Genomic DNA, 25397 nt, shown 5'->3' with positions numbered 1-25397 from the left:
CGCTTCACATCACTCGGGACGCCAGAGACCGTCCGCATGCGCTGAAAATATCTGGGAAAGGGACAAGTCCGGCATCAATCCGAATAGCTCAAAAAAGCCACCTGGCTCCGCTATTTGTCAACATGACCTAGGAAATCTTCTTCGTGCGGCGCTTGAGCCACCACCTTCGCCAATATTTTGTGCGAAAGAAACGCAGGGCGCGTGGAGATGCAGAGGAGGCTGCCGATTTTCTTGAGGCGTCGCGCTCGCGCTCCAGCGCAGAATCTGAAACCACAATATCGGGGTGATCCACGATGCGCGGAAGGGTCACAAGCGGTGATAACGGCATGACATCACAAGGCCAGTCTGCAAGGCCTGCAAGCGGCCGGCTGTGTTCAAGAATATAGCCGGCCGCCTTTGCCGAAATGCTGTATCCTGTGGTGAGGCCGGCATTTTCTGCCAAGCGAAAAAACGTCAATCCGGGCGCGAATATCTTACGCTCTTTTGGCCATATGCGCGCGTCCAGATGATCCAGTTGCACCAGATCGGCAGACAGAAAGCCCGAGCCTGCGACGAATTCTGCAAACCCTTTGGTCAGGATCGCATCATCCTCCAGAATTATGGCGCCGGCCAGGCCGCGATCAATGATCGTCTGATAGAGCTTCTGATGGGACAGCGCACAGGCGAACTCCGCGCCTGACACCCTGCGCCCGACACGCGCTGCAGCCCCTTCGCGGTCGATCAGAGCTTCCGACTCGGCAGAAAGACCCTGGCGGCCATCGACCGCGTCGGTGATCTCCGCAGTCAGCCCAAATTCCTGTAGTTGCGCACGTATATTTTCACGACGCGCGTATGCGTCTGCAAGGCTGACGACGAAAATCGGCCAGGCTCCGGCCTCCCGCGCACGCCTGTCGGCCTGATCCGCCATCACCCTTTCCTTTCCGTCAGATTGGCAACCTGATCCAACCCAACCACCGCGCCAGAGAATATGGGTTCCAGAAACCGGATACAGGCTGCTCGCGCTATGGGAAAAGCATCACTATCGCAAACCACGGTGAGGTCCCCCGGCTCGCTGAAAACCATGTTCAGCCAATCTGAATGGCCTGCGCCGTCATCAAGGCACTGAATCTGCTCGATTGCGAGATGTTCGAATACTTTCGCCTGACCTTCAGCAATGTCGGACGAAATATTGCTGCGGCAGAACGTATGGCAGAGGTCGAGTTGTCACATCGTTTCCGTCAAAATGAACTCACAGAACGGGCTCAGGCCCCAGGCAAAGGCTCTCTGTCCAGCGGGGAAAACCAAGGGAACGTTCCCCACCCATATGGCCCAGTTTGACTTGTGATCGCAGGTTAGGACAACTGCAAGATGTCTCTCTTGCCCACACCAGAGGACTTGTGCCTGGTTACCTGGCAGCTTCTGTGGAGGCCGCCCATTGCGCAAGACCTCCTCTCCCTGGGGCAGGTGATCGGGTGCGGTCTTCTGTCAGGCCTGTATGCGCGGCAATTTTCAGAAGCCGCTGGCGGGGATGGTGATCAGCTCAGCGGGTCCATGAAACCGGCAGCAGTTCAGTTAAAGGAAGGGCGTATTTCCAGCAGCCCTCGGCGCACCGGATTCACATTGGAAATCCATGGGGTTAATGGTCTGTCCTGACCCGACCCGATCCTGCCCGCTACCGCACGACGAACTGGAAGCCCTGCAAGGACGCTCTGCGGCGTCGAGGGTTTCTGCTGATCTGGCCGGACAAGGATATGGCCCGGCGCGCGCGGAACGCTGGTCAAAATGGCCGGCCACCTCTGTTCAGCAACGCCGTGATCCCGTTCTGTCTGATGGTTATAGGTGACCATTGCGCACATGAGCGCCCTCTCACGCGGCTCCGGCTGCCGACACGGTCCCGTTCCGGTCCAGTACGCATCTGCCGCGCGCCATAACGAAATCAGCTTCCAGATGCCGCAGCGCGTCGATCGGGACCGCGAAAGGATCGGCCGAAGGGGCAATGATATCGGCATATTTCCCCGGCGCGAGCGAGCCGCGGACATCCGCCTCTCCCAGGGTGGCGGCGCCGTCGAGCGTGTGCATCCGCAGCGCCTCTTCCAGCGGGATCGCCTCTTCGGCGGCGAGGATCGCGCCCGACCAGGCCTGGCGTTTCAGGCTGCACCAGATCGAGAAGAAGGGGTTGGTCGCTTCGGGCTCGGATCCCACCCAGACATCCGAAGAGGCGTTCAGCCGCCAGCCCTGCTCCATGAGGCTGCGGAACGGAAACAGCCCCCGGCGGCCGAAATCTCCCAGATAATCGGCGAAGTATTCGCCAAATGTGTAAATGAACACCGCCTGGGGCGAGGGGATGATCCCGGCGCGCGCCCACCATTCCATCGTCTCGATGTCCGGCATCAGATTGGCGGCATGTTCGATCCGCATCCGCGTGGGCCCGCTGGTCGCGCCGCCAAGTTCCAGCAGCCGCGCGCAGAGCCATTGCTGGGCGCGGTCGCCATTGGCATGGACCGAAAGCTGAAGCCCGCTGCCCGCCGTCAGCTCCACCGCGCGCCGGAAGAAATATTTCGAGAAAGCGATCTCGCCGCAACTGTCGGTGCCCAGATAGGGGCAGGTCACGGCGGCGCTGCGGGCGGAAAAGCCGCCGTCGGCGAACAGCTTGATCCCCTGCACCCGCACATCCGCCGGATCCGCGCCGAGCGCGAAATGCTCGCGCCAGCGGGCGGCATGTTCCAGCTTCATCGTGCCGGGCGCCCAGATATAGAAGCGCATCGCCGCGGGCAGGCGGCCCTCCTCGGCCAGCTCCGAGAACGCCTGCATCCCTTCGGTGGTTTCCGAAATCTCGCCGATGCAGGTCACGCCGTAGCGGGTGAAGGACTCGCGAATCCCGGCCTCCAGCGCGGGCTTCAGATCGTCGGCGGCGACCGTGGGCAGCGGCAGCAGCATGTCCATTTCCTTGACGACGCCGGTGGGCTCGCCCCCCGCATCGCGCTCCACCTGCGGCGGGCCGGTGGTCGAGAAGGCCGGGGGCACATAGTTGCGGTCGATCCCGGAGACTTCCAGCGCCTTCGAGTTCAGGACCGTGATATGCCCGCCCGCCCGCAGCGCGATCGGATGATCGCACGACACCCGGTCGAGTTCGGCCCGGGTGGGCAGGCGGCCCCCGGCCAGCTTGCGGTCGAAGAACAGGTTGGCCTGGCCGACGATCCATTCGCCCGGCGCGCGTCCGGCCAGGCCCTGGGACAGGATCTCCTGCACATCGGCCACCGATCCGCAGCCCGGCGCGCGGCAGTCGATGGTGGTGCGGCCGGTGCGGCACATCACCTCGGAATGGGCGTGGACATCGACGAAGCCCGGCATCAGCACCCGCTCGCCCAGATCATGCACGACGGTATGCGGCCCGGCCACCTCTGCCAGTTCCGAACGCCGGATCAGGCGGGTTATGCGGCCGTCGCGGATGGCGACGCCCTGCCAGTCGCGCCGCGCGCCCGGCTCCATGGTGATGACCCGCTGGCCCAGGACCACGGTTTCGGCATGGTTCGTCATGAGGCAATCCTTCTGAGCGGGCGCCGGAATGGCCCCGTTACGGCAGCGCAGAGCGCGGCGGCGGACGGGCTCAGCCGCCCGGCGCGTAATTGACGCTGCGGTAGTAGATGTCGGTGCAGAGCAGGCTGCGGATCTGATGCACGCCCTCGACCTGGCCGAGCCGCTCGCTGAACCAGTCGCGCAGCTCGTCCTTGTTGCGGCAGACCACCTCGACCAGCAGATCCGCGGTGCCGGTGCAGAGCGCGACATAGGCCACCCGCTCCATCCGCGCCAGCGCCCGGATCAGCCCATCGGTCGAAGCGCCCTGGGCGATCTTGAGGAACACCCAGCAGGTGGTGCGAAAGCCGAGGCTCCGCGGGTTGGTCAGCGCATGGACCCCGAAGTCCTGCCGGGCGGTCAGCGCGGCAAAGCGCTTGCGGACATAGCTTTCGGAAACCCCCAGTTCCGCCGCAAGCCCCTGGAAGGTGGCGCGGCCATCCGCCCCCAGAAGCGCGACCAGCCTGCGGTCTATCGGGTCCAGTTCCTTGTCCTCGACCTGATAGACGCCGACCCCCGCGCCGATCTTGTCCTGGGTCTCGTCCCAGACCGGCTGCTGATAGGAAAGACCGATATAGGGGTGGACCTCGACGGCTTCGACCTCGGGCCGGCTGCGGATATGCTCCTGGATCAGACGGCGCAGACTGGTATCGTCCCCGGCGAGAACCTCGACCAGAAGGTCGAAGTTCCCAAGCGTCACAGCAACATAATCGATGCAGTCCCGGGCCAGGAGTTCCACCGCGAAAGCGCCGGCATCGCTGTCTCCGTTCAGCCGGATCGCCACCATGGCGACCGAGCGCAGCCCCAGAACCGAAGGATTGCAGACCGGCGCGATCTGGATCACCCCGTCGCCGGCAAGCTGGGCCACCTTGCGGGCGACCTGCCGCTCGGGCAGGCCGGTCTGCTGGGCAAGCTGGGAAAAGGGCGTGCGGCCGTTGATCTGAAGCAGGCGGATCAGCCGGAGATCCGTCTCGTCGATCCCGTCCATCCCGCAGGTGTCCAGAGGAAGAATGTAGAGCATCGTCATCCCTTGCGCCGAAATGCGGCGTGAAGCCCGGCAGCAGCCGGCCGGGCCGCGTGAAACGGATCACGCTGCCGGACCGCTGTCCAGCCCGTTGCGGCGGGTTGCGGGCGTCGCGCAGCGCGGCCACCGTTTACAGAACCGGAACCGGGGCGGTCACATCGGTGCGCACCGCCACGTTGATGCGGTGCTGAAGCCGCGCCGAGCGGCCCATGGCCGCGACCATCAGCGAGCGCGCATCCTGGAGCAGCACCGGCCAGCGGGTGCCGACCCTGCCGTAAAAGCGCGAGAGCCGCTGCGTCGCCTCGGCCACGGGGCGGAACTTGGTTTCCCAGTCGCGCAGCCCCTGGTCGATGCTGGGCGCCTCATGCACGCAGCGCGCCAGCAGATAGGCCGATTGCACCGTAATGCAGGCCGCCTGGCCGAGGTTGGGCGACATGGCATGAGCCGCATCACCCAGGATCGCCATCCGCCCGTGGTGCCAGTTCTCGCAGCGGATGTCGCGGAACTCGACATATTTGCCGTTGTCCTCCAGCCGCCGCAGATAGGTCTCCAGCTGCGGGAAAGAGCGCACCCAGCTGTCGATATCGGGGGGGGTGCGGGCGCCGCGCGTGTCCGCGACCGGACAGCAGAGATAGAGGTAGATATGTTCGGGGCTGACCGGAATCACCCCCACCCGGCGGCCGCCGCTCCAGCATTCGATGGAGCTGTTCTTCACCTCGTGGTCGTCCTCGCGGCGGCGGATCAGATAGCGCGCGCCGCCGTCGCGCAGGCGCACCACCTGCTTGCGCCCGGGCAGCAGGTCGCGGATCCGCGAGGTCACCCCTTCGACTCCCAGCACCAGATCGGCCTTGCGCCGGCTGCCATCCGCCAGTTCCAGCTCGCCTGCGGGCGTGGCCGAGACCACCTCCGACGAGGTGCGGATCTCGACCCCGGCGCGGATCGCCTGGTTGGCCAGCGCCATATGCAGCGTCTGGCGCTCGGCGGTGATCAGGCGGCTGTCCTTCATCAGCCAGTCCGATTGCAGGAGGCGGTTGCGGTGGTCGCGGATCTGCCAGTTCTGGTTCCATTCGCTGGTGGCCGCGACCTCCTCATAAGCGCCGAGCGCCTCCAGCGTGCGCAGCGCGTTTTCCCAGACGAAAAGCCCGGCCCCGATTTCGCGCAGCTCGGGGTTGCGCTCATGCACGGTGACGCTGTGCCCCCTTTGCGCCAGGGCGGCCGCGGCGGTCAGTCCGCCGATCCCGCCGCCTGCGATTTCGACATGCATCTTATCACTCCGTCGTTTGAGAAACCCGGCCGAGGGCGCGGGCAGCAGGCGCGTTCAGCGCCGCGCGTTGAGCATCCGCGAGCGGATGTTGTCGGCGATGATGGCGAGGATCAGGATCAGCCCGATCACGACCATCTGAAGGTAACTGTCCACCCGGGCGAGGTTCATCCCGTTCTGGACGAGGGTGATGAACAGCGCCCCCAGCACCACGCCCCAGACCCGGCCGGTGCCGCCGTTCAGGCTGACGCCGCCGATCACGCAGGCGGCGATGGTCTCCAGCGGCAGGGTGGCACCGATATTGGCCTCGCCGCTCGACATGCGGGCGGTCAGCATCACGCCGGTCACGCCGCAGAGCGCCGCCCCCAGCACATAGGCCGAGAAGGTCAGCCGCCGCACCGATATGCCGGAAAGCCGCGCGGCGCGCGCATTGCCGCCGATCGCATAAAGATGGCGGCCGTAGCCGGTATGGCCGAGGACGAGTCCGGTAAGCCCGGCCAGCACCAGCGCCACGCAGATCGGCAGCGGCAGGCCGAGGATGGTGCCGTAGCCGAAGCTCTGGCCGAAGGCTTCGGGCAGGCCCATGACCGGCATTCCGCTGGTGGCGAAAAGCGCCAGCCCGAAGCCGACCGAGGTCATGCCCAGCGTCATCATGAAGGGCTGCACGTTCAGCAGCGAGACCCCGATCCCGTTGACCGCGCCAAGCGCCATGGCCACCAGAACCCCGGCCAGCATCCCGGCCGGAATGGCCAGCCAGACCGCCTCGGGCAGGGCCTGGCCGAGCGCGATCATCGTCATCGCGCTGGCGACCGACGAGGCCGCGGTGATCGTGCCGACCGAAAGATCTATCCCCGCCACCAGCAGCACGAGGAACTGGCCCAGCGAGGCCATGACCAGATAGCTGGCCTGGCGGGCCACGTTCAGCAGGTTGCGCTCGCTCAGGAACTGGCCCGAGATGAAGCCGAAGATGCAGATCGCCAGCAGCATCAGGAAGGGAAGCACCCCGATGCGCAGAAAGATCCGTTGAAGGAGTTCCATAAGGTCTGTCTCACTTTCCGGGATATCCGCCCGCCGCGGGGCGGGTGGGGAACATATGGCTCAGCACGTTCTGATCGGTGATCGCGTCCCCGCTCAGCGGCGGCGAGATCCGGCCCTCGCACATGATCTGGACGCGGTTGCTCAGATGGGTGATCTCCGACAGTTCCGACGAGATCAGCAGGACGGCCACCCCCTCGGCGGCCAGATCGGCGATCAGCCGGTAGATCGCGGCGCGCGCATTCACATCCACGCCGACCGTCGGCTCGTCGAGGATCAAAAGCCGCAGATCGCCGCTCAGGGCCTTGGCGAACAGCACCTTCTGCTGATTGCCGCCCGAAAAGAACAGCATCGCGCGCTCGGTATCGGCGGGGCGCAGATCGACGCGCCCGGTCACCCGCCGGGCCATGCCGCGCTCGCGCCGGGCGCTGACGAAGCCCGCATGGCCCGCGCCCTCGGCATTGCCGGCCCGGATCGAGACGTTGAACCGCGCGCCCTGACCCATCACCAGCCCTTCGGTCTTGCGGTCCGAGGGCAGGTAATAGATCCCCGCGCGCATCCGGGCCGCCAGCGGCATCCGGGCGATGTCCTTGCCGCGAAACAGGATCCGCCCCGCCGAGGGACGGGTCAGCCCGACCACCGCCCGGCCGATATCGCCCTTACCGCAGCCCACCAGCCCGGCGATGCCGAGGATCTCGCCCGCGCGCAGCGAAAGCGAGACATCGCGCAGGCCCGGCCCGGACAGGTTCTCGACCCGCAGCACTTCCTCGCCCGGGCTGCCGGGCAGATCGGGATAAAGCTGCGACACGTCGCGCCCGGCCATCAGCGCGATCATCTCGCGCTGCGGCATCTCGCGGCCCACGGTGGCGATATGCAGCCCGTCGCGCATGATGGTCACCCGGTCGGCCAGCCGTTCGATCTCGGCCATGCGGTGGGTGATGTAGATCACCCCCACGCCACGGTCGCGCAGCCGGGCGATCAGCTGGAACAGCCGCTCGCTTTCGCTGTCGGTGAGCGAGGCGGTCGGCTCGTCGAAGATGATGACGCGCTGGTCCTCGCGCAGGCCCTTGGCGATTTCCACCATCTGCTGGCGTGCGCGGCTCAGCGTCGAGATCCGCGCATCCGGGTCCACGTCGAAGCCCAGATCCGCCAGGATCCGCGCCGCCTCGCGCCGCATCTCGCCATGGGCGAGGCCGAAGCGGCGGCGCCTCTCGCGGCCCAGGAAGATGTTCTGCGCCACGGTCAGTTCCGGGATCAGCGAGAATTCCTGATAGATCGCGCTGATCCCGGCCCTTCCGGCCGCCGCCACCGAGTCGAAGCTGACCGGCCGGCCATCCAGCCGGATCTCGCCCGAACTGGGCGGCAACACGCCCGAAACCACCGAGATCAGCGTCGATTTCCCCGCGCCGTTCTCGCCCAGGAGGACATGCACCTCTCCGGCGCGCAGCGTGAAGGAGAAATCCTTCAGCGCCGTCACGCCCGGAAAGGTCCGGGTGATCCGGTCCAGCCGCAGCACCTCGGGGGCGGTTTCCGATCCGTCTTGCACCGGCTCAGGGCTCCACCGAGAAGACCGGCGAGAAACCGCCCGGCGCCACGGTCGAGGAGGCGTCGAAGCCGGCCACAGTCTCAGCGGTGATCACCTCGGGCACCGGCCCCAGATGCTGCGCCTCGCCGTCGCCCTGAAGCGCCGCCACCGCCAGATCCAGCGCGATCCGGGCCTGGATCACCGGCTTGTCGGTCGGCGCCGCCTCGATCGCGCCCGAGCCGAGCAGGCTCAGCACCTCGGGCGTGCTGTAATAGGAGATGATCTTCACCCGGTCCTGCAATCCGCGCGCCTGGAGCGCCTGGACCGCGGCCTCGGCCGTGGGTGCGGTGCCGACGATATAGTCCAGGTCGGGATAGGTCTGGAGCGCATCCTCGACCAGCTTCAGCTGCACCTCCTTGCCGGTGTCGCCGTAACGGGTGTCGAGCAGTTCGATCCCGCTTCCTTCGATCGCCGCCCGGAAGCCGGTATTACCGGATTCGACCCAGCTTGCCCCCGCCGGCCCCGGGAACCAGGCGACCTTCACCCCCTCGCCGCCCGCGGGATGCTTGTCGGCCAGATATTTCCCGGCGAAATGGCCCATCTGATCGAAGGAAACCAGCGAACGGCCATCCACCTTGTCCGAGCTGACCCCGTTCATGAAGTCGATCACCTTCACCCCCTGCGAGGAAATGTCGGCGATCAGATTGTTCAGCCCGGCCCCCGAGATCGCGCCGATCAGCACCGCATCGGCGCCCGCGGTGACGCAATCCTCGATCTGCGAGATCTGCTTGTTCAGGTTGGTGTAGCCGCCGGCCTCGTAGACGGTCAGCCGCACACCCAGCCGGCGCGCCTCCTCGACGAGACCATAGTTCACCGCCACCCAATAGGCGTCTTTCACATGGGGCAGGCTGGCGCAGATATCCCAGGGCTCGCCGGCCTTTGCGACGGGGGTGAACTCCGCGGGCTCGCTGCCCCCGTCGGTGGTCCTGGTGACCTGGACCGGAAACCAGTCCTCGGCTGCGGCAGGCACGGCAAAACTCATGGCGCTGCCCAGCAGCACCGCGGCAAAGCGCAGGTTCATGTTTCGACTCCCCGTCGATATGGAAGGGATGGTTCGCCACCCCGTGATCTGATTCCGTCCATATGTCACATTATTAGTGCTTAATATGACATATGGAATACACTATTGGACGATTTATGTCTGTCAATAGGTATTTTTGAAATGTATGGTTTCAAACGGAGGAAGGCCCGCGCGCCGGCGGCGGCCCAGAGGAAAAGACGCGATGAACGATCAGCAGAAATGTCCCGTCACGGTTCTGACCGGCTTCCTGGGTTCAGGAAAAACCAGCCTCGTCAATGCGTTGATCCGGTCCGACCGGGCGCGGCGCTTTGCGGTGATCGTGAACGAATTCGGCGCGCTCGGGGTCGACGGGGGGCTGATCGCCAGTTCGCAGGACGATGTGATCCAGCTCTCCAACGGCTGCCTGTGCTGCAACGTGCGCGGCGATCTGATCGAGACCTGCGCCCGCCTCGCCACGCGGCGCGCCGAATTCGACTGGCTGCTGATCGAGACCAGCGGCCTTGCTGATCCCGCTCCGGTGGCCCAGAGCTTCCTGATCGGCGACGGCCCGGCCGAGGCGTTCCGGCTGGACGGCATCGTCTGCCTCGCCGATGCGGTCCATATCCGCGGGCAGATCGCGCGCGAGGAGATCGCGCTGCGGCAGATCGCGCTGGCCGACCGGCTGATCCTGACCAAGACCGACCTTGTTCCGCCCGGCGAGACGGACGGCCTGCTTGCCGATCTGCGCCGGCTGAACCCCCAGGCCGACTTCCTCACCTCGTCGGCGGACTCGCCATCCCACCGTCATCTGACGGGGCTGGAGGCCTGGCAGATCGGCGGTCTTCCCGCGCGAATCCGCTACGCTCCGCCGCCCCGGCACGACGCCGGCATCGTCTCGCTGAGCTTCCGCTATGCCCGGGCCTTCGATTTCACCGCATTCTCCAGGCTGATCCGGCGGCTGATGGCGGTCAGCGGCGAGGATCTCCTGCGCATCAAGGGGGTGCTCTGGCTGGAGGGCGAGGACCGCAAATTCGCCTTCCACGGTGTGCAGGGTCTGGCCGAAGGCGATGTGGTCGGCCCCTGGCCCAAGGGGCCGCGAGAAAGCCTGATCGTGTTCATCGGCCGCAACCTGGATCGTCCGGCGCTGGAAGCCGGGCTTGCGGACTGCCTCGTTTAAAGACATCCGGGCCTGCAATCGCGGCGTTGGCCGGCACGGCTCGGGCGGCTATGCAGGCACAGCGAAGAGCAGTGATTTGAACAGTGACGCCGCCCCGGGCCAAGGGGCGGGCTCAGATCTGAAGCAGTACGGACAGGGCTTCGGGCGAGGCCGCCCGGCCAAGTATATCAAGGCACGGGCAGCCCATATCACATTAAGAGGCGGAAAGGCTCAGCCGTAGCCGACCATGCCTTTCACTTCGAGGAACTCCTCCAGCCCGAACAGGCCATATTCGCGACCATTGCCGGATTGTTTGAACCCGCCGAAGGGGCCATCGATATCCACCGGCGCATAGTTGATCAGCACGCTGCCGGCGCGCAGCTGGCGGGCGACATCGCGCGCGGCCCCGATGTCCTGAGACTGCACATAGGCCGTCAGCCCGTAATCGGTGTCATTGGCGATCTCAATCGCCTCTTCGACCGTATCATAGCCGATCATCGAGAGGACGGGGCCGAAGATCTCTTCGCGCTCAATCGTCATCCCGGGCGTCACATCCGCGAAAACGGTGGGGCGGACAAACCAGCCCGCCGTCAGCCCGTCGGGGCGATCCGGGCCGCCCGCAACGAGGCGTGCGCCTTCGTCGATGCCGGAACGGATCAGCCGCTGGACCTTGTCGAATTGCGCCGCGCTGATCACCGGGCCGATATTGGTATCCTCGGCCTCGGGGGCGCCGACCTTCAGCCCGTTTGCCGCGCGCGCGGCGATACCCGCGCAGCGGTCCATTTCGGCCTTCGGCACCAGCATCCGGGTCGGCGCCGAGCAGGACTGGCCCGCATTGCGCATGCAGGCCTCGGTGCCGCGCGCAACGGCGGTCTCGAAATCGGCATCGGGCAAGAGGATGTTGGGGGCCTTGCCGCCAAGTTCCAGCGCGACCCGCTTCACATTGCGCGCGGCCGTCTCAGAGACCGCGATCCCGGCGCGGGTCGAGCCGGTCAGCGAGATCATCTCGATACCCGGATGCGCCGCAAGCGCATGACCGACCACCGGCCCCGCGCCCTGCACCATGTTGAACACGCCTTTCGGCAGCCCCGCCTCGCCCAGGATTTCCGCGAAAAGCTGCGCGCTCAGCGGGGAAAGCTCGCTGGGTTTGAGAACCATGGTGCAGCCCGCCGCAAGCGCCGGAAACACCTTGCAGGCGATCTGGTTCATCGGCCAGTTCCAGGGCGTGATCAGCCCGACCACGCCGATGGCCTCGCGCCGCACCATGGTGGTGCCGCGCGGGGTCTCAAAGGCGTAGCTTTCGAGATGGCGGATCATATTGCTCAGATGCGACAGGCCCGAACCCGCCTGAGAGGCACGGGCAAAGGCCAGGGGCGCGCCCATTTCCTGCGAGATCAGATCGCCCATCTCATCCTGGCGCGCGGCATAGGCGGTCTCGATCCGGCGCAGCATCGCGATGCGTTCTTCGCGTGAACTGCGCGAGAAGCCGGTAAAAGCGCGCCGCGCCGCCGCGACGGCCAGATCGACATCTTCCACCCCTCCCATGGCGAGGGTGCCGATCACAGCCTCGGTCGCGGGGTTCAGGATCGGGGCGGTCTCCGACGCGCGGGCCGGGACCCATGCCCCGTCGATGTAGAATTTGTCGAGTATCATCGTCTTTATCCTGTTGTCATTTCCCGCCGTCAGGATCGCGCCCCGCGGGGCATGGCTGTCAGAGCGGGCACGCTGTCCTTCCCAGGGTGGCAAAGACAGCTCTGTTCAGTCAAACCAGAAGATGTGAAGCGTTATTAAGCAAAGCTGAACACCTGCGTTACCAGCCAAGCGCCAGCCCATCCTTGCGGCCGTCGGATCCGCCCAGCAAAACACCCTGCCGGCGGTCGATCAGGATCGCCTGCGCGCCGCCGATCGGGGCGGGCGCAAGCCGGGTCCGGTGCCCCATCGCGCCGAGGTCCGCCCGCACCCCCGCCGGGATCGCGGCCTCGACCTCCAGCACGCCGCCAAAAGCAAAGCTGCGGGGCTGGTTGATCGCCTCCTGCGGATCGAGCCCGCAGTCGATCATGCCCGAGAGAAAGGCCGCATGGCCCGCTGCCTGGTAATGCCCGCCCATCACCCCGAAGGGCATGATCACCTCGCCCCTGTCGCGCAGCATGCCGGGGATGATCGTATGCATCGGGCGCTTGCCGGGGGCGAGGCGATTCGGATGCCCCCCGGCCAGGCGGAACGAACAGCCGCGATTGTGGAACAACACCCCGCTGCCGGGATCCAGCAGGCCCGAGCCGAACGGGTTGAAGATCGAGTTGATGAAGGAGATCGCATTGCCGTCGCGGTCGACAACGGCAAGGCAGATCGTGTCGCGGTGCTCGGGTTCGGACCAGAGCGCGGGACGGCCTGCGCGGGACGGATCAATGCGGGCGCGCAAGGCCGCGATCACCGGATCGGAGAGCAGCTTGTCTGCAAGCCCCGCAGAGGCGGCCGGATCGGCCAGCAGCGCATCGCGGTGATGATAGGCGAGTTTGGTTGCCTCGGCATGCAGATGGATCCGGGCCGCGGGCGGCAGATCGGGCGAAAGGTCGAACCCGTCGAGAATGCGCAGGATCATCAGGGCCGCCAGCCCCTGTCCGTTCGGCGGGCATTCCAGCACCTCATAACCGCGATAGAGGGTGGATATCGGGCTGTCCCAAAAGGCGGCATCGCGGGCGGCGGCGAAATCCGCCTCGGTCTGGACCCCGCCGATCCCTTGCAGAAAGCGCACCATCGAGGCGGCGGCTTCCCCCTCGTAAAAGCCCGCCACCCCTTCCTGCGCGACCCGTCGCAGCGTATGCGCCAGCGCAGGCTGGCTGTGGCGGCTACCCGCCCCCGGGGGCGCCCCGCCGGGCAGATAGACCGATGCAGCGCAGGGATCCTCGCCGATGAAGGCCGCATTGCGGGCCCAGTCCCATGCCACACGCGGCGCCACCGGATAGCCATCCGCGGCATAGCCAATCGCATCGCGCAAGAGGCGGTCGAACGGCAGCCTGCCATGATCGCGGTGCAAAAGCGCCCAGGCCGAAAGGGCGCCGGGAATGGTCACCGCATGCGGGCTGCGGCGCGGGATTTCGGTCAGGCCCGCGGCGATCAGCGCCTCGGGATCGGCAGCGGCGGGCGCGCGGCCAGAGCCGTTCAGCGCCCGCACCGGCCCGCCCGCGGGCGCGTAAAGCGCAAAGCAATCGCCGCCGATCCCGGTCATCAGCGGATCGGCCACGCATTGCACCGCGCAGGCCGCAATCGCCGCATCCGCCGCACTGCCGCCCTCGCTGAGAACCCGCAGCCCGGAGGCGCTGGCAAGCGGATGCGAGGTGGCGATCATCGCCTCACCGGCATGCGTCACCCGGCGCGTTCCATCCGGAAAATCTGCTGTCATCGCGGGATCCTTCCTCTGCGGCGCGCGGGTGCAGCGGACCCGTTCGCACGATGCCACCCCTTGCGGGGCTTTACAGCCGACGCCCGGCTGACGATGGTGCTGCGGTGCCTTGCGCCGGTTGCCGCCCCGCTGGCGGCGGCGCTCTGATCCCGCGAATGGAGAGACGGATGCTCAGCCTGCACGCGCTCAGGGTTTTTGTGACGGCGGCGGAATGCGGCGGTATCCGGCCCGCGGCCGAGCGGCTGAACCGCACGCCCTCGGCGGTTTCCATGTCGCTCAAACAGCTTGAGGAGGAGCTGGGCGCACCGCTTTTCATCGGCGACCGCAAGAATGTGCTGACCGAGCTGGGAGAGCTGGTGCTGGAACAGGCCCGCGAGGTGCTCATCCATTTCGATGGTGCCTCGGCCGCGATGCATGCTTTCGCAAAGCGTCTTGTCGGCCATAGCCGGATCGGCGCGGTGACCTCGGTTTCGGTCGCGCTTTTGCCCGAGGCCATCCGCAGGATGTGCGACACATTCCAGGGGTTCACCGTCCAGTTGCGCCAGATGGATTCGGTCCGCTCGCACCAGGCCATTCTTGAAGGCGTGGTGGATCTGGCCTTTGCCACCTGGCTCAACCCGCCCGAAGAGGTGAATTTCCAGCCGTTGTTTCGCGACCGCCTCGACGTGGTCTGCTGCGAGGGCCATCCGCTGGAAAGCCTGCCCCGCCCGCTGAAATGGGAGGACCTGGCCCCCTGGCGTTTCATCCATAACGACAGCTACGGCACGATCCGCACCCCTGCCTTTCTCGGGATCGCAACGCCTTCTCCGATTGTCGCCGCCAGCGTCACCAATCTGATCGGCATGGTGCGCGAGAATGTCGGGATCAGCGTCCTGCCGCGGCTGTGCCGTCATGGCACCAGTGGATTGTCGTTCATTCCGGTGGACGATCCGACCGCATTCCGGGTGGTCGGCATGCTGAGCCGCCGCAACCGGCCGCAACAGCGCGCCACCCGCAACTTCGCAGCCTTCATGCGCGAGGTGGTGCGTGAGCGGGCGGAGAGGCTCGAATACGAATATATCGAGCCAGGCGCCAGCTTCTGACGGAAAACGAGGGGGGAGCATCTGTCCGCGCAGTCCGGGTCCGGCGCTCAGCTCTGACCGGCGGGCAGACCCGCAGCCTGACCGGCAATTCCTCCGGGCGCTCCTGCGCCCCGCAGGCGGGATTTCTCACTGTTGGGAACATAGGTGCGGTGAATATAGTGCTCAAGCCGCGCGAGAACCGACGCCCGCGTCGCACTGCGCGGCTGGCGCAGCAGGCCATGCGCCAGCGGTTCGGCCCTTGCCGTCCGGCAGAGACGGGCCTCGCAAACGCCGTGCGGCAGGCTGGCGAGCGGCGCCGAAAGCCGCAGCCCGCCCGCGTCGCAACTGAAGGCCAGGTCTCCCACTTCGCCCGAAAGCGTTGCCCCATGGGCGATCGCGGCATGGGCCAGCGTCGGCAAAAGCCAGCGTGGCATCGACAGCGGCCCGGTCCGGATCACCTCACCCGGCGAAAGGGCGGGCAGGCGGTCGGCAAGGCCCAGCCCGGCGGTGGCCGCGCATCGGTCCGGATCATGCAGATCGGGGCTTTCCAGCAGCGCCAGCAGATCCGACGCCCAGTCACAGCCTTCCCCGGCCAGCCAGCGCGCGGCGCGCCCCAGATCCTCGGCCTGACCCCAGCTCAGCCCGGCGCCGCGCGCGGCCTTCATCGCAAGGTTTTCGACCTCGTTGAGCGAGAGGTCGAGCATGTCACCACTGTCCATCGCCAGCCTCCTGGGAGAAATCGTCGGGGAAAGGCGCGCCATGGAAAAACCGCACCTTCACGCTGAGGTCCGACGCGGGATCGAAGAATTCGCAGCCAAGGAAGGCCAGTTTGCAGCGCATCAGATCAGAGGGCCTGAGCGTCGCCCCCAGCAGATTGTCCTGCAATTCACCGTAAGGATGGCTTGCCGCGATGGCGACCCGGCGCAGGCTGTGGCGCAGATCCGGGTGATCGCGGGCCACCTGCCAGAGCGGCTGGTCGGCAGGCAGTCTGGCCAGACGGTCGGCAAGCTGGCGGATCTCCCAGCCGACCCCGAGCGGCTGCGCCAGCGCCTCGCCCTCGTCATCGCCCCGCCAGCCGATGCGCGGCTCCAGCTTTTCCTCGGACACATACCAAAAGCGCGCATGTTCACGCGGGTCCGAGAAATCGAGGGCCAGCGCCCAGGCGAAGCGCGCGCTGATCAGGTCGAGGGCGCCCGCGACGGTCATCGCGCCGGGCAGCGCCATGGCATCCTCTTCGGGCACGGCCATCGTCGGCGGCAGATCGTCGGAAAGCGCCGGATGGGCGTCGATCAGAAGCGAGATCGTCAGTTCGGCGGCTTCGGTGCCAAGCTCGCGGCTGGCGCTCTGAAACAGGGCCTCGGGCGAGGGGGCGCTGGCAATCATCACCATCAGCCGGTCGAGATCGGCGCGCAGGCCCAGGATCGCCGCCTGCTGCGCAGGGTCCGATGTCACCCAGAAACCTGCCTTCTGCTGCGACAGTGCCGCATATTTCAGCAGTGCGGCGCGCGCGGTATCCGAGAGGGCGGGCTGCGCCCTGATCAGCGCCAGTGCGGTTTCGCGCGCCCGGATCCAGGCATCCAGCAACACCGGATGGCGGATCAGGAAGGGCGCCATGCCAAGCCCGGTTGAATTGCCGATGCCGATGTCGCGCCGAAGCCCGGCGTCAAGCGCCACCGCGGTTTCCGGCGCGCGCGCTTTGGCGCAATGTTCCACCAGATCGGCCGAGAAGGCGCGGATCAGCCAGACAGCAAGCATCTCGGCCGCGAAAGCGGTCTCAAGCCCGGGAATGGCGGCGACCTGCGCGCGGTCGGCGATGCCGAATTTGCCGTTGCCGTAAACCGCGCTGGTGCGCAGGAAATAACCGATCTCGCGGATCATGGTCTGGTCGGGCTGCCGTCCCGCCGCCAGCGCATCCACGGTTTCCGAGAAGACCCGCACGCTGCGGTTGGCCCGCGCGAGGATCAGCTCGCGCGCGGTGTAGCGGCCCGCCTCCTGGCGGGGGACCGCAGCATTCAGCCGCGCGATTTCGTCTGCGTCGGGCACGCCGTCATAAAGCACATAGCTGGTATCCCAGGCGGTGGCGATCACCCGGTCGATGCGCTGATCCGCGGGCAGATAATGCGAGAAAGCGACAAGGCTGACGACATGCCCCGCCATATCGACGCGGTAGATCGCATGGCCATAGCCCTCGCCATCAAGGTCAAAGGCGATGCGGTCGATCTTCCAGCCGCCGGCGCGCGCGGTGCGGATCAGGCTGCGCGAGAAACTCAGACGCGACAGATGCGTCGAGGCAAGGCGCGACAGGTGCATGACCTCGGCAGGGGGGCGCAGGGCAACCGCCACCGGCTGGCCTGCGGGATCTGCACGGCGGTTCATGGCGCCGTCTCCTGGCGAGCCCTGCCTTCGGCGCCGAAGAGAACCATATCGCGGTCGGACCAGCCCAGGGTGACCCGCTCGCCCTCGCGCAGGGTGCCGGCCTCGTGGCGGTGCAGCCTCACCTCGACCGGGCCCGCCGGTGTGTCGGTCAGAAGCCGCATCGCCCCGCCCGGGAACTCCACATACCGCACAACCCCCTCAAGCGAGAGCGCGGCCGTCTGGCCCGGGGACAGAAGATGCAGATCCTCGGGGCGGACCATCGCCTCCAGGCTGCCCGCGCTGTTCGCGGCGCCATCGGGGCAAACCTCCCACCCCGTGGCGGTCTGGCGCACCCGGAGGAAATTCGATTCCCCGAGAAAAGCCGCGACAAAGGGCGTGCGCGGGGCCTCATAAATCTCACGCGGCGCACCGATCTGCTGCATGCGGCCCTCGGCCATGATGCCGACACGGTCCGACATCAGCATGGCCTCTTCCTGGTCGTGGGTGACATAGATCACCGTGATGCCAAGGCTTTGCTGGATCTCTTTGACCTCGCGCTGAAGCTGTTCGCGCAGCCGCCGGTCAAGCGCGCCCATCGGTTCATCCATCAAAAGAACCGGCGGCTCGAACACCAGCGCGCGCGCCAGTGCGATCCGCTGCTGCTGGCCGCCGGAAAGCTGGCCGACCCGGTAGCCACGGCGGCTGTCCAGTTCGACCATCTCAAGCGTGGCCTTCACGCGGCGCTCGATCTCGGCGCGCGAAATCCCCCGCATTTTCAGAGGAAAGGCCACATTGTCGAAGACATTCATATGCGGGAACAGCGCATATGACTGGAACACCACGCCGAGATTGCGCTTTTCGGGCACCAGCTGCGAGACATCCTTGCCGTCGATCAGGATCTGCCCGGCGCTTGGCTCCACAAGGCCCGCGATCATCATCAGCGTGGTCGATTTCCCCGATCCCGACGAGCCGAGCAGGGTCAGGAACTCGCCCGCCTCTACACTGAAGGAAACGTCATCCACCGCCTTTGTCGTGCCGTAGTGCCGTGAGAGATTGCGCACCGTGATTCCGGCGCCCATTTTCGGTTTCGTGCTGACCCCGGGGCCGTTCATGCCTGCCTCTCTTTCCTCAAAAATCGGGGAGGCCCCCACAAGGGCCCGATCATTCTGCCGCAGAAGCGCGCTCATGATTTCATCGCCTTCCCCTGCTTGCGCCGCAAAAAGCCCATCAGCGCCACGATGGCACAGGAGAGGACCACGAAAACCGACGAAGCGGCAGCGACCGTTGGGTTGATCTCGAAACGGATACCGCTCCACATCTGGACCGGCAGGGTCATCGAGCCGGCTCCGCTGAGAAACAGCGACATGACGATCTCGGAGAAGGAACACAGGAAGGCAAAGACCGCGCCGGCGGCGATGCCGGGCCAGATCACCGGCAGCGTCACATGCCAGAAGGCGCGAAGCGGCGAAGCCCCGAGGCTGCGCGCGGCATGTTCCATCCGCACATCCATCTGCTGAAGCGCCGCCACCACATTCACCACCACGAAGGGAAGCGTGATGATCGTATGGCCGATGATGATGCCGAGAAGCCCGCCGCGGCCGCCCATCTGCGCGAGCAGACCGTAAAGCGCCACCGCGCTGATGATGGTCGGCACGATGGTCGGCAGCAGGAACAGGCTGACCAGCAGGCTGCGCGCGCGCACCGAAAGCCGCATCAGCCCAAGCGCCGCCAGCGTGCCCAGCACCGTTGCGACCATCGCGGTCAGCACGGCGACCACAAGGCTGTTCCAGGTGGCGCCGCGCCAGACCGGATCGGTCAGAAAGGTCTCATACCAGCGGGTGCTGAGCGAGGTTGGCGGGAATGTGATGTAATTCTCGCCGTTGAACGAGGCCGGGATGATGACCGCATTGGGCAGGATCATCATGACGGCGGCGAAGATGACGCTCAGCGTGATGGCGAAATTCAGTCCGCGTGCCTGTTTCACTGCCGCCCCCAGAGTGCGTCGACCCCGAACCAGCGCACGCCCACGCCGTAAAGCACCAGCGTCGTGACCAGCACCACGGTGGACAGCGCCGCGGCGAAGCCCCAGTTCAGGACCTTGTTGATGTTCATCTCGATCAGCTGGGCGATGAAGATGTCCTTGGTTCCCCCGAGGATCGCGGGGATGATGAAAAAGCCGATGCTCATGATGAAGACCAGAAGCCCCCCGGCGATGACGCCGGACATGGTCAGCGGCAGCCAGGTGCGCAGGAAAACCTGCAATGGCGGCGCGCCGAGGCTGCGGGCGGCCTGAGGGATGCGCGGGTCGATCCGGGCCATGTTGGCGGCGACCGGCAGCACCATATAGGGCAGCATCGTCTGCACCATCCCGATCAGGACACCGGCCATATTGCCGCTCAGCGGCAGCGGATTGTCGATCAGGCCGATCCCGGTCAGGGCCTTGTTCAGGGTGCCGGTCGGGCTGAGGATGATCAGCCAGCCGTAGCAAAGCACCAGGAGATTGGTCCAGAACGGGATCAGGATCACCGCAAGGATCACCAGTTTTCCCGTGGTGCTGGCCGTCGCCAGCCGGTAGGCCACCGGATAGGCGATCACCGCGCAGATCAGCACGGTCAGCCCGCTGATCAGGAAGGTGCGCTGCAAGACCAGCACATAGGCCGGGCGGCTGAACACGCGCTCATACTGGCCAAGGCTGCCATCGGGATGGGCAAAGCTGCCGCGCACCAGGTCAAGCACCGGCCAGAGGAAAAACACCGCAAGCAGCAGCATTGCGGGGGCCAGCATCAGGCTGGCGGAATGACGTCGCAGGAAGCCTGAGGCCATGAACTGCTCCTTACGGGCGCGCGGGCGCAGCCGGAACGGGGGCAGGCGGCGGGACCGGACCCGCCGCCAGGATGTGAACAAGGCTCTGGCCTCGGGTCACAGGGTCTTACATCAGGCGCCATTCGGTCAGGCGCTCGGTCGCATCCTCGTAGTTCTCGGCCCACCATTCGGCATTGAGCATGATGAACTTGCCCTGCTGCTGCGGCCCGCCCGAGAGGATATTCGCGCGCGCCTCGTCGATCATATCGAAAGCGGCGGGCACGACGGGCCCATAGGTATAGGCATTGGCGATCGCCGCCTGGGCTTCGGGGGTCATGGTCCAGGCCAGAAGCTTCATCGCATTCTCGCGGTTCGGGCAGCCCTTCGGCGCCACCATCGAGGACCAGGTCATGAAGCTCTGATTGTACTGGATCGCAACCGGAGCGCCGCTTTCGATTGCCGACATCGCGCGGCCATCGGGCATTATCAGCATGGCGGCGGTGCCGTCGCTGACATATTGCTGGGCCTGGGCATTGGTTTCGTAGAAAATCAGATCGCTGCGGATCTCGTCGAGTTTCGCCAGCGCGCGGTCGATATCCATCGGATAGAGATCGCCCGGCGCGACGCCATCGGCCAGCAATGCCGTTTCCAGAGCAGAGGAGTTCGGATTGCTGTAGATCGACCGCTTGCCCGCGAAATCGGTCAGGTTGAACATGTCGACCGCCCCCGAAGGCGCGGTTTTCAGAAGATCGGTATTATAGCCCAGCACATAGGACCACAGCACCTGCGGCACCGAATATTCGGTGACGAAGCCTTCGCCCTCCATGATCGGCTCGCGGTTGATCACCGTGAAATCCAGCGGCTCCAGCAGTCCGCGCTTCGCGCCGATGAAGGTGAAATCCGGGTTGACCTCGACCACATCCCATTCGGTGGTGCCGCTTTCGACCATCGACTGGAACTTGCCATAGGTATTGTCCTGCGCCGTGACCACCTCGATCCCGGTTGCAGCGGTAAAGGGCTCGAACCAGGCCTTGCGGATCGCCTCCTCCCACGAGCCGCCCCAGGTGGCGTAAATCACCCGGCCCGCGGATTGTGCACCGGCAGGGCGGATGTAGTAAGGGGCGGCAAGCGCCACCCCGCCCGCCGCCGCCGCACCAGACAGCAGGCCGCGGCGGGTGAGAAGACCGCCTGGCGTCTTGTCTTTCGGAATCCCGTTCATGTTCATTCTCCACTGTTGGTCGTTTTTATGGGGGCCATTTTCGTTGCCCGCTGCGGATCATGGCCCTGGCCCGCAGGGTGATCAGGGTCACGCCGCGAGTTGTTTCTGCGCGTCGGTTTCGCCAAACACCTCGGTGTAAAGGCGCAGCCAGTTGCCACCCATCAGAAGGGCGGTCTCGTCTTGCGAGAAGCCGCGCGCCGCCAGGGCGGTGGCAATGGCACCGAAGCTTTTCATCGTGTCGATCCAGCCCGGCTCGGCCACCTTGCCCGGACGCGCCGCATTGCCGGCGCCGTAATTGATGATGCGCGACCAGTTGCCCTGGCGCATCCAGGTCAGATCCGGCATGCCCACGTTGCGCCCGTGATCGGTGCCGATGGCGACATGTCCAATCCCGGCAAGATCCACGGTCCAGGCCACCATATCGGCCCATTTCGACGGCGAGGCCCCGTATTCGCCGCAGATATTGGCATAGGTCGCAAGGCCGATCACCCCGCGCCTGGCCGCCAGCGCCCTGATCAGCGTATCGCTCTTGTTGCGCAGATGCGGCACCAGCGTCGCCGGGTTGGCATGGGTGATCGCGACCGGATGCTCCGACAGCTCCACCACATCCAGCGAGGTCCGTTCGCCAACATGCGAAAGGTCGATCAGGATGCCGCAGCGGTTCAGCTCGGGGATCATCTCGCGGCCGAAACGGCTGATGCCGCTGTCCTGCGGCTCATAGCAGCTGCCGCCGAATTCGTTCTGGTTGTTATAGGTCAGTTGCAGAACCCGCAGCCCCATATCCGCGAAGAGTTCGGGAAAGCGGATATTGCCGTTCAGCACCGCCGTGTTCTGGTAGCCGATCACCAGCGCGCAGCGCCCCGAGCCCGCGATGGCCTCGATTTCCGCGCCGGTCCGGGCGATGGCGACCAGATCCTTGTTAGCGCGCACAAGGTCGCGGAACCGGCCAAGCGCATCCATCGAGGCGACCGCATCCTCCCAGAAGCCAAGACAGACCGTGACACAGCCCAGCCCGCCATCGACCAGTTCCTGAAAGACAGCGCGGTCGAAATTGCTGCAGTTCAGACCATCGGCGAAAAACATTCGTCTCTCCGTTTTTTGCTTGCTCCGGGGGGTGAGCCAGCGACGTTGTGACGCCGGGTTCGCTCCCGCACAGAAGAATTAAGCGTCCGGCGACATTGTAAAACAATCTCAATGTTCTGAAGGTAATTTCAATTTTCCTGAACACTAGCGCCCCGCCAGATCCAGAAGATACTGGCCCTTCATCGCAATATTGAGCAAAGGCTCGCGCCAGCGGTGGAAGGGAACCGGCGTGATCGGAACCACCGGCATCGCCACCGTATCGGGGGCCTGGCACAAATGGCGCGCGATCCATGCGCCCGCCCGGTTCGCGAGTGCGACGCCGCGCCCGTTATAGCCGGTCACGACATGCAGGCCGGGCGCGGGCACATGATAATGCGGCAGGAAATCGCGGGTGATGCAGACCAGCCCGGCCCATCGCATTTCGACGGGCAGCCCCGCAAGTTGCGGGAAAATGCCGTGCAGCACCCGCTCTATCCTTGAGTAATCCGGGCTGCGCCCTCCCGCCTTGCGGCTGGAGGAGAAGGAGGCGCGGCCCCCGATCATAACGCGGTTGTCGCTGGTTTTGCGGAAATAGAGGATCAGGCGCCGGCTGTCGTATACGGTCTGCCGCCCGGGCAGGATCCGGCGCGACAGATCCTCGTCGAGGCGGGCGGTGGCGATCTGGAAACTGTTCACCGGCAAAAGGCTCGGGGCGAGGCCCGGGACAAGGCCATCCGTATAGCCATTCGTGGCGACGATGACCTCGCGCGCGCGGATCACCCCTTGCGCGGTCGCAACCTCCCAGCCTTTGCCGTTCTGGTTCAGGCGTATCACCGGGCTCTGGCAATGGATGCGGACCCCGGCGCGGGCGGCGGCGCGCGCAAGTTCCGAGGCCAGGTCCTGGGGGCGCACCGAACGCCCGCGCGGGTCGACGAACCCCGCCTCGTAGCGGGCGGTTCCGGTTTCCGCCTCGACGGCCCTGCGGTCAGCCAGGCGACGCACCGGAAGGCCGCCCGCTTCCAGCGCATCGGCGGCTTTCCACATCGCCGCCATCGCGGCTTTATTGTGGGCCAGCCGCAACAGGCCGTTTTCCTCAAGATCGCAGTCGAGGTTCAGCCGGCGGATCATCGCCGCCAGGAAATCCGGCGCCTCCTGCCCCATGCGCCAGAAGGCAGAGCCGGCCTCGGTGCCGAACTTCGCCTCAAGCGCGGGCAGATCGTATTTCAGCCCCGGATTGACCTGGCCGCCATTGCGCCCCGAGGCCCCGAAGCCGATATCCGCCGCCTCCAGCAGCACCACCTCACGCCCGAGTTCCGCCAGATGCAGCGCGGCGCTCAGCCCGGTGAAGCCGCCGCCGACAATCGCCACATCCGCCTGCCCGGCGGCAAAGGGCGGCGCGGCGAATGCGGGCGTCCGCGCCTCTTTACGCCAGAGGCTTTCGTCATAGGGCCGGGCACCAGTCATCATATTCCTGTCCTTTGCGACCACAGCCTGCGGCCATGCCTACCAATAGCGGGTGCGGGCATCGGTCAGCCGCTCGAACCCGTCGGGCGTCACCAGCACCGTTTCCTCGAAATCGCCCAGATAGCCGTCCTGGCTGACCGTGCGCTCAAGGCACAGCACCATGCCCGGCACCAGTTCGGTCGGCTCTCCCGGCGTCAGCCAGGGCGCATCCCAGCCCAGCCCGATCCCATGGCCCATCCCCGAGAAAACACTGTCGAGCCCGAAGCCAAGCGCGCGCTGTTTGCCAAGGCCCGCATCGGCGAGATCGCCCGCGAGGGCACCGGGCCGGGTCGCCTCCACCGCGGCCTCGACGCAGGAGATCGCCGCCTCGAACATGTCGATCTGCCGGTTGGTCGGCGCCCCCACCGGGCAGGAGCGCGAGAGGTCGAACACATAGCCCCCCAGCATCCCCGAGATTCCGGCGCGGAACCAGTCGCCCTCGCGCAGCGGTTCGGGAGAGGCCCAGGTCGGAAAATTGCTGCGCGAATTGGTCGGCTCGTCACCGCCGCGCCCCGAGGCCATGAACGAATTGTAGAGAATGCCGCGCTCGGGCAGCAAAAGCTGCATCCCCGCGCTGAGGATCTCGCCATGGGTCGCCCCCGGCACCGCCGCGACCAGCATCGCATCCAGCATCCGCGAACCGATTTTCGACGCATGGCGCAGCATGTCGACCTCGGCCGGCGACTTGACCGAGCGCAATCCGGTCAGGATGTGATCCGCGGGCTCGCATGTCATCGCAGGCATGGCGCCGGTGATCTGGCGCCAGTAGCGCACCGGCAGCACATCCTCGCCGCAAAGACCGATCCGCGCGTTTTCCAGCCCGCTGTCCTTCAGGGCCTGGATCACCGCCTCGATGACGAAATCGGTATAGATCACCTCACCATCGTCGAACTGCGCCGAGCCGTCATCGGGCAGGTCGATGATCAGCCGCGGCCGCCCCTCTACCGGCAGGACGATGAACGTATGCGCGCGCCCCGACCATTCGCCGGGATGGTCGGGCGTATAGGGGAACGAGGTGTAATAATTCGCCAGATACATCACATCGGCATAACGGTCGACGGTGCCGCCGCCGCGCGCGCAGACCAGCAGCGCGTCAAGCCCGGCGGCCTTGCAGAGGTTTCGGGCAGCCGCGCGGCGGGCAGCAAATTCGGCGGCGGGGATTTTGGGCAAAGCTGACATCTCCACTCCTGCAAGGGTATGATCGCGTCTGCGACCCGGCGTTTTTGGTCGGACTATTGCATGAAACTTGGACTTATTGGTTCGCCATTTTAAGCTATAGTCCACCAGAATCTGTTGACTTCAGGCTAAACACCAATGAAAATCTCCGTAAAGGGGTAATTTTAAGCGTCTTGCAAAAGCATATTGGTCCGAAAGGTATATCT

General features: G+C 65.8%; 20 protein-coding genes and 1 pseudogene. 3 read left to right on the top strand and 18 right to left on the bottom strand.

All coding sequences use genetic code 11. The annotated features are described in order from the left end of the window. Positions 1-127 precede the first annotated feature (127 nt). A complete protein-coding gene (locus XINFAN_RS19900) occupies positions 128-907 on the bottom strand; it encodes a glycosyltransferase family 25 protein (protein ID WP_124088607.1) in 780 nt (259 codons plus the stop codon). 721 nt (positions 908-1628) lie between these two features. Here XINFAN_RS19900 and XINFAN_RS22340 point away from each other — a divergent pair. Beyond that, positions 1629-1814: pseudogene (locus XINFAN_RS22340) on the top strand (transposase); the annotation flags it as partial. A 31-nt stretch (positions 1815-1845) separates the two neighbouring features. Here XINFAN_RS22340 and XINFAN_RS19885 read toward each other — a convergent pair. From XINFAN_RS19885 to torT, 6 genes are all read right to left on the bottom strand, one after another. Beyond that, positions 1846-3516 carry an amidohydrolase gene (locus XINFAN_RS19885; protein ID WP_124088605.1) on the bottom strand — a complete coding sequence of 557 codons (1671 nt, stop codon included), beginning with the start codon at positions 3514-3516 and terminating at the stop codon, positions 1846-1848. A 70-nt stretch (positions 3517-3586) separates the two neighbouring features. Further along, positions 3587-4573, bottom strand: a complete 987-nt coding sequence (locus XINFAN_RS19880; RefSeq protein WP_160144681.1) for an Lrp/AsnC family transcriptional regulator — start codon at positions 4571-4573, stop codon at positions 3587-3589. A 133-nt stretch (positions 4574-4706) separates the two neighbouring features. Beyond that, a complete protein-coding gene (locus XINFAN_RS19875) occupies positions 4707-5840 on the bottom strand; it encodes an FAD-dependent oxidoreductase (RefSeq protein WP_124088603.1) in 1134 nt (377 codons plus the stop codon). 54 nt (positions 5841-5894) lie between these two features. After that, on the bottom strand, positions 5895-6875 hold the full coding sequence (locus XINFAN_RS19870; protein ID WP_124088602.1) for an ABC transporter permease: 981 nt from the start codon (positions 6873-6875) through the stop codon (positions 5895-5897). Between the two features lie 10 nt (positions 6876-6885). Beyond that, the gene (locus tag XINFAN_RS19865) at positions 6886-8418 is read right to left on the bottom strand and encodes a sugar ABC transporter ATP-binding protein (protein WP_124088601.1); all 1533 of its coding nucleotides are present in this window, start codon (positions 8416-8418) and stop codon (positions 6886-6888) included. 4 nt (positions 8419-8422) lie between these two features. Then, positions 8423-9478: a TMAO reductase system periplasmic protein TorT gene (gene torT, locus XINFAN_RS19860; protein WP_124088600.1), complete on the bottom strand. Its 1056-nt coding sequence runs from the start codon at positions 9476-9478 to the stop codon at positions 8423-8425. A 202-nt stretch (positions 9479-9680) separates the two neighbouring features. Here torT and XINFAN_RS19855 point away from each other — a divergent pair, with 202 nt between their 5' ends. Continuing rightward, positions 9681-10634 (top strand): CobW family GTP-binding protein, encoded by a 954-nt coding sequence (locus XINFAN_RS19855; RefSeq protein ID WP_160144680.1) that lies wholly within the window; start codon positions 9681-9683, stop codon positions 10632-10634. Positions 10635-10844: 210 nt separating this feature from the next. On the opposite strand, the gene XINFAN_RS19850 is transcribed toward XINFAN_RS19855, so the two are convergent. Both XINFAN_RS19850 and XINFAN_RS19845 read right to left on the bottom strand, forming a co-directional pair. Next, positions 10845-12266 carry an aldehyde dehydrogenase family protein gene (locus tag XINFAN_RS19850; RefSeq protein WP_124088598.1) on the bottom strand — a complete coding sequence of 474 codons (1422 nt, stop codon included), beginning with the start codon at positions 12264-12266 and terminating at the stop codon, positions 10845-10847. A gap of 157 nt (positions 12267-12423) precedes the next feature. Next, entirely contained in the window at positions 12424-14013 is a 1590-nt protein-coding gene (locus XINFAN_RS19845) for a gamma-glutamyltransferase family protein (protein ID WP_233352412.1), read from the bottom strand. Between the two features lie 167 nt (positions 14014-14180). Here XINFAN_RS19845 and XINFAN_RS19840 point away from each other — a divergent pair, with 167 nt between their 5' ends. After that, positions 14181-15095: a LysR family transcriptional regulator gene (locus XINFAN_RS19840; protein WP_160144679.1), complete on the top strand. Its 915-nt coding sequence runs from the start codon at positions 14181-14183 to the stop codon at positions 15093-15095. 47 nt (positions 15096-15142) lie between these two features. Here the strand turns inward: XINFAN_RS19840 and XINFAN_RS19835 are convergent, their stop codons facing one another. The 9 genes from XINFAN_RS19835 to XINFAN_RS19795 form a co-directional block, all read right to left on the bottom strand. Beyond that, positions 15143-15793 (bottom strand): DUF3726 domain-containing protein, encoded by a 651-nt coding sequence (locus XINFAN_RS19835; protein ID WP_160144678.1) that lies wholly within the window; start codon positions 15791-15793, stop codon positions 15143-15145. Next, positions 15780-17450 carry a hypothetical protein gene (locus XINFAN_RS19830; RefSeq protein WP_124088595.1) on the bottom strand — a complete coding sequence of 557 codons (1671 nt, stop codon included), beginning with the start codon at positions 17448-17450 and terminating at the stop codon, positions 15780-15782. Before XINFAN_RS19830 ends, XINFAN_RS19835 begins: the two co-directional genes overlap by 14 nt. Continuing rightward, the gene (locus XINFAN_RS19825) at positions 17447-18541 is read right to left on the bottom strand and encodes an ABC transporter ATP-binding protein (protein WP_124088594.1); all 1095 of its coding nucleotides are present in this window, start codon (positions 18539-18541) and stop codon (positions 17447-17449) included. The genes XINFAN_RS19830 and XINFAN_RS19825 overlap by 4 nt, the downstream gene beginning before the upstream one ends. Before the next feature lie 71 nt (positions 18542-18612). Beyond that, entirely contained in the window at positions 18613-19413 is an 801-nt protein-coding gene (locus tag XINFAN_RS19820; RefSeq protein ID WP_124088593.1) for an ABC transporter permease, read from the bottom strand. Then, on the bottom strand, positions 19410-20252 hold the full coding sequence (locus XINFAN_RS19815) for an ABC transporter permease (RefSeq protein WP_124088592.1): 843 nt from the start codon (positions 20250-20252) through the stop codon (positions 19410-19412). Before XINFAN_RS19815 ends, XINFAN_RS19820 begins: the two co-directional genes overlap by 4 nt. Positions 20253-20358: 106 nt before the next feature. After that, positions 20359-21450, bottom strand: coding sequence for an ABC transporter substrate-binding protein (locus XINFAN_RS19810; RefSeq protein ID WP_160144677.1), 1092 nt, complete (start codon positions 21448-21450; stop codon positions 20359-20361). 87 nt (positions 21451-21537) lie between these two features. After that, complete coding sequence (locus XINFAN_RS19805; protein ID WP_124088590.1) at positions 21538-22533, bottom strand: dipeptidase; 996 nt, start codon at positions 22531-22533, stop codon at positions 21538-21540. 144 nt (positions 22534-22677) lie between these two features. Continuing rightward, positions 22678-23979, bottom strand: a complete 1302-nt coding sequence (locus XINFAN_RS19800) for an NAD(P)/FAD-dependent oxidoreductase (RefSeq protein ID WP_124088589.1) — start codon at positions 23977-23979, stop codon at positions 22678-22680. Positions 23980-24015: 36 nt separating this feature from the next. Continuing rightward, on the bottom strand, positions 24016-25194 hold the full coding sequence (locus tag XINFAN_RS19795) for a M24 family metallopeptidase (protein ID WP_124088588.1): 1179 nt from the start codon (positions 25192-25194) through the stop codon (positions 24016-24018). Positions 25195-25397 lie beyond the last annotated feature (203 nt).

The organism is Pseudogemmobacter humi (assembly GCF_900609055.1).
Classification (GTDB): domain Bacteria; phylum Pseudomonadota; class Alphaproteobacteria; order Rhodobacterales; family Rhodobacteraceae; genus Pseudogemmobacter; species Pseudogemmobacter humi.
Note: the sequence above shows the minus strand (reverse complement) of the source record. Positions and strands in the feature narration are given on the sequence as shown.